Origin of the sequence: Streptomyces sp. McG3 (assembly GCF_018619185.1) — a bacterium.
Classification (GTDB): domain Bacteria; phylum Actinomycetota; class Actinomycetes; order Streptomycetales; family Streptomycetaceae; genus Streptomyces.
In genome coordinates this window covers 1-4,405 of sequence record NZ_JAAXYC010000465.1, presented here as the reverse complement: position 1 = coordinate 4,405, position 4,405 = coordinate 1, and the positions used below count along the sequence as shown (strand labels likewise).

5 protein-coding genes are annotated in these 4,405 nt (G+C 71.0%); 3 read left to right on the top strand and 2 right to left on the bottom strand.

The features are described 5' to 3' along the window. From HET64_RS36960 to HET64_RS36950, 3 genes are all read left to right on the top strand, one after another. On the top strand, positions 1-975 hold a 975-nt coding region (locus HET64_RS36960; protein WP_215111612.1), incomplete at its 5' end, for an AIM24 family protein. Between the two features lie 11 nt (positions 976-986). Beyond that, complete coding sequence (locus HET64_RS36955) at positions 987-1,667, top strand: AIM24 family protein (protein WP_006127431.1); 681 nt, start codon at positions 987-989, stop codon at positions 1,665-1,667. Between the two features lie 19 nt (positions 1,668-1,686). Continuing rightward, positions 1,687-2,442 carry an AIM24 family protein gene (locus HET64_RS36950; protein ID WP_215111611.1) on the top strand — a complete coding sequence of 252 codons (756 nt, stop codon included), beginning with the start codon at positions 1,687-1,689 and terminating at the stop codon, positions 2,440-2,442. A 75-nt stretch (positions 2,443-2,517) separates the two neighbouring features. Here HET64_RS36950 and HET64_RS36945 read toward each other — a convergent pair whose 3' ends face one another. Both HET64_RS36945 and HET64_RS36940 read right to left on the bottom strand, forming a co-directional pair. Continuing rightward, on the bottom strand, positions 2,518-3,057 hold the full coding sequence (locus tag HET64_RS36945; RefSeq protein ID WP_215111610.1) for an NUDIX hydrolase: 540 nt from the start codon (positions 3,055-3,057) through the stop codon (positions 2,518-2,520). Continuing rightward, on the bottom strand, positions 3,054-4,405 hold a 1,352-nt coding region (locus HET64_RS36940), incomplete at its 5' end, for a zinc-dependent metalloprotease (protein WP_215111609.1). The genes HET64_RS36945 and HET64_RS36940, both read right to left, overlap by 4 nt.

The following is a 4,405-nucleotide window of genomic DNA, read 5'->3' as shown; positions in this document are numbered from 1 at the left end:
GCCTTCGGCGCCCCGTCCGCGCCGCCGCCCGCACCGCAGCAGCCGATGCACGCGGCGCCGACGATCGCGGCCCCGCTGGCTCCCCAGACGCCGCAGGCACCCCAGGCCCCGTCCCCGTACGGCCAACCCCAGCAGCCGCACCAGCCCCAGTTCGGCCAGGTCCCCGGCCAGGGCGCACCGCCCGCCGCTCCCTTCGGCCAGCAGGCCCCGGCTCCCTTCGGTCAGCCCGCGCCGGCCCCGTACGGCCAGCAGCCCCCCGTCGGCATGCCGCAGGGTGTCCCGCAGGGCGTGCCCCAGGGGGTACCGGCCACGGGCGCGGGTCTCCAAGCGGCTCTCCAGCCCTACAAGGAGACCGCGACCGGGCAGCGCTGGACTCCGCAGAACCAGCAGCTCATGCGGGTCGACCTGACCATGGGCGGAGCCGGGGTCCTGGCACGCCAGGGCAGCATGGTGATGTACCAGGGCAAGGTGGACTTCGGCTACAAGAGTGCCGGGTTCGTCGGCCGCGCCGTGGGCAATGCCACCGGCCAGGAAATGCAGCTGATGCGCTGTACCGGCCGCGGCCAGGTCTTCCTCGCCGAGGAGGGCTCGCACCTGCACCCGATCGAGCTGCAGGGCGACGCCATCTGCGTCTCCGCCGAGAGCGTCCTCGCCTTCGACGAGTCCCTCCAGTACGAGGTCCGCAGGGTCGAAGGGCATGGCATCCCCGGCGGCGCACTGTTCACCATGCAGTTCCAGGGCACCGGCACCGTGATCGTGAAGACCCACGGCACCCCGGTCGTCCTGCCGGTCACGCCCACCACGTTCGCCGACTGCAACGCGGTGGTCGCCTGGTCGGCCGCCTCCCAGGTGATCGTCTCCACCCAGGTCCGGCTGCGCCGCAACGCGTACCCCGGACACAGCGGGGAGACAGTGAACCTCCAGTTCCGGGGAGCCCCCGGCAACTTCATCGTCGTCCAGCCCTACGAGGTCTGAGGGAGCCCGTCATGAACCAGCAGCTCGCGGGCTTCGCCCCGACCCCTGTCACGGCCCGTATGGAGAACCACGGCAAGACCATGCTCAAGGTCGCCATGGCCTCCGGGCAGGACCTCTTCGCACGCACCGGCTCGATGGTGGCGTACGAGGGCTTCATCCAGTACGAGCCCAACCCGCCCGCCGCCCGGCAGATCGCCTCTCAGTGGATCACCGGCGAGGGCGCGCCCGTCATGAAGTGCTCCGGCGACGGACTGCTCTACCTCGCCGACTACGGCGCAGACGTGGTCGTCATCAACCTCAACAACGACTCGATCTCCGTCAACGGCACCAACCTCCTCGCGTTCGACGCCCACCTCACCTGGGGCGTCGAGAAGGTCAAGGGGCTCGCCAAGTTCGCCGGACAGGGCCTGTGGAACGTCGTCGTCCAGGGCACCGGATGGGTCGCCATCACCTCGCGCGGCACCCCGATCGTCGTCGACTGCGGACGCGGCGAGGACGAGACGTACGTCGACCCGGACGCGCTCGTCGCCTGGTCCCCGAACCTCAAGGTGAAGGGCAAGCGGAGCTTCAAGGCCGGCTCGCTGATCGGCCGCGGCAGCGGCGAGGCGTACCAGATGGCCTTCTCCGGCCAGGGCATCGTCGTCGTCCAGCCGAGCGAGGACAGCACGGACCGGCTGCGGATCCGGAACTGACGGGGAGGGAGAACACATCATGCAGAGTCCGCTTTTCAGCCACACCGAGCAGCAGACCCAGGACCGCTACGCGATCCAGAACCCGCAGCTCCTGCGGGTCTCGCTGACCGGCCACGACGATGTCCTCGCCCGCAAGGGCGCGATGGTCGCCTACCAGGGCCTGATGGACTTCGACGGGGAATACCGGTCCCAGGGCCAGCGCCGCGCCCGCGCGAACACCGGCGAGGGCCTCGACCTGATGCGCGTGTCCGGCCAGGGCACCGTCTACCTCGCCAACCTCGCCCAGTACATCCACGTCGTGGACGTCGACCGCGAGGGGATGACCGTGGACAGCTCCTACGTCCTCGCGCTCGACTCCGCGCTGCACACCGAGGTCATCGCGGTGGACAGCCAGTACGGGATCTCCGGCAGCGGTAAGTACCAGCTCAACATCTCCGGCTCGGGCAAGGTCGCCCTCATGACCTCTGGCCAGCCCCTGATGATGCAGGTCACGCCCGAGAAGTACGTCAACGTCGACGCGGACGCCATCGTCGCCTGGTCCAGCTCCCTGCGTGTGCAGATGCAGGCCCAGACGCACTCCTCGGGTGTCTTCAGGCGTCGCGGCAACACCGGAGAGGGCTGGGAGCTGAGCTTCCTCGGCCAGGGCTTCGCCCTGGTCCAGCCGAGCGAGGTCATGCCCCCGCAGAACGCCCAGATCGGCCAGGGCGCCCGCGCCCAGTTCGGCATGGGCCAGCAGGGTTCCCACGGCCAGAACCAGAACAACGCCTGGAACTGACCGGCACCGCAAGCCACAGCGGTAAGGGGCGGCCTCCCGGAGGCCGCCCCTTACGCACATCCATGCGGCCTGCCGCTACAACCGGGACCGGGTCGCCTCCAGCAGGCGCACCACGGACGCGTCGGCCACCCCCGGCACGTCCGCGTAACCGAACCAGCGCAGCTCCAGGGACTCCTCGCTGATCCGCTCCGCCGCTCCGGCCGGGGCCAGCGCGGCGTACTGCACATCGAGGTGCCAGTTGCAGGGAGACGGAATCGGGTGCCGGTCCAGCCGGACCGGTCCGCCGGGCAGCAGGGTGAGCCCCGTGATGCCGGACTCCTCCGTCGCCTCACGGAGCGCCGCCGCCTCCAGGGTGGCGTCCCGCTCCTCGCAGTGGCCGCCCATCTGGAGCCACATCCGCAGCTTCCGGTGCAGGGTCAGCAGAACCCTCTCCCGCTCCGGATCGATCACCAGGGCGCTGGCCGTGACATGCCCGGCCCCGCACGCCTTCCACATGCCGTCCTCGTGCTGTGCCAGGTGATCCAGGTAGGCCTGGCGCAGCTCCGCCTGGTCACCGGCCTCGTCCCCGGGGGCATAGCCCTTCAGTACGAGAACGGCGTCGTCGCGCAGGGTCACTGGTCGCGGCCGTCCTTGCCCTCGCTCGTGCCCCCGTCGTCGTCGCCGTCGTCCTTGCCGTCGCCCTCGCCCTCGACGGGCTTCGGCTTCGGCTCGTCCTCCGCCGCGGGCTTCCGCGAGCCCCTCGCCGCCTCACCGAGCATCTTGTCCAGCTCGGAGAAGTCGGCCTGCTCGTGATGGACGAAGCCGTCCGGGTCGTCCAGGTCGTGGGCCGTCGGCAGCATGTCCGGGTGCGCCCAGAGCGCGTCGCGGCCCTCCAGACCCCGGGCGTCCGTGAGCGAGGCCCACAGGCGCGAGGCGTCCCGGAGCCGGCGCGGGCGCAGCTGGAGACCGATGAGGGTGGCGAACGTCTGCTCGGCCGGTCCACCGGAGGCACGGCGCCGGCGCATCGTCTCGCGCAGCGCGTCGGACGAGGTCAGCCGGGACTTCGCGGCCTCGTGGACCACCGCGTCCACCCAGCCCTCCACCAGCGCGAGAGCCGTCTCCAGACGGGCCAGGGACGCCTTCTGCTCGGGAGTGTCCTCCGGCTGGAACATGCCCTGCTGAAGGGCGTCCTGCAACTGCTCCGGCTGGGAGGGGTCGAACTGGCCGACGACGTCCTCCAGCTTGCTGGTGTCGACCTTGATGCCCCGGGCGTACGCCTCGACGGCGCCGAACAGATGCGACCGCAGCCACGGCACATGGGCGAAGAGCCGCTGGTGAGCGGCCTCGCGCAGGGCCAGATACAGCCGGACCTCGTCCTGCGGGACGCTGAGGTCCTTGCCGAACCTCTCCACGTTCAGCGGGAGCAGCGCGGCCTTGCCCGCCGGCCCCAGCGGCAGCCCGATGTCGGTGGAACCGACCACCTCACCGGCCAGCACGCCCACGGCCTGCCCGATCTGCTGGCCGAACATGGCGCCGCCCATCGACCGCATCATGCCGATCAGCGGGCCCGCCATGGCCTGCATCTCCTCGGGCAGCACATCGCCCATCGCCAGGCCCACCCGCTCGGCCACCGGGTCGACCAGCTGCTGCCAGGCCGGCAGCGAGGCCTCGACCCACTCCGCGCGGCTCCACGCCACGGTGGAGACCGAACCGGACGGCATCGACGTCACGCCGTCCAGCCACAGGTCCGCCAGCCGCAGCGCCTCGTCGACCGCCGTGCGCTCGGACGGGCCCACACTGGCGTCCTTGGAGCCGTCCGGGGCGCCCTGCGAGACCGTCTGGCGGGCGATCTGCTTGGCCATGTCCCAGTTCACGGGACCGCCCTCGTAGCTCAGCATCTGACCGAGCTGCTGGAAGGCGGCGCCGAGATCGTTCGGATTCATCGAGCCGAACATTGCGGCGAACGGGTTGTCCCCGCCCGCCC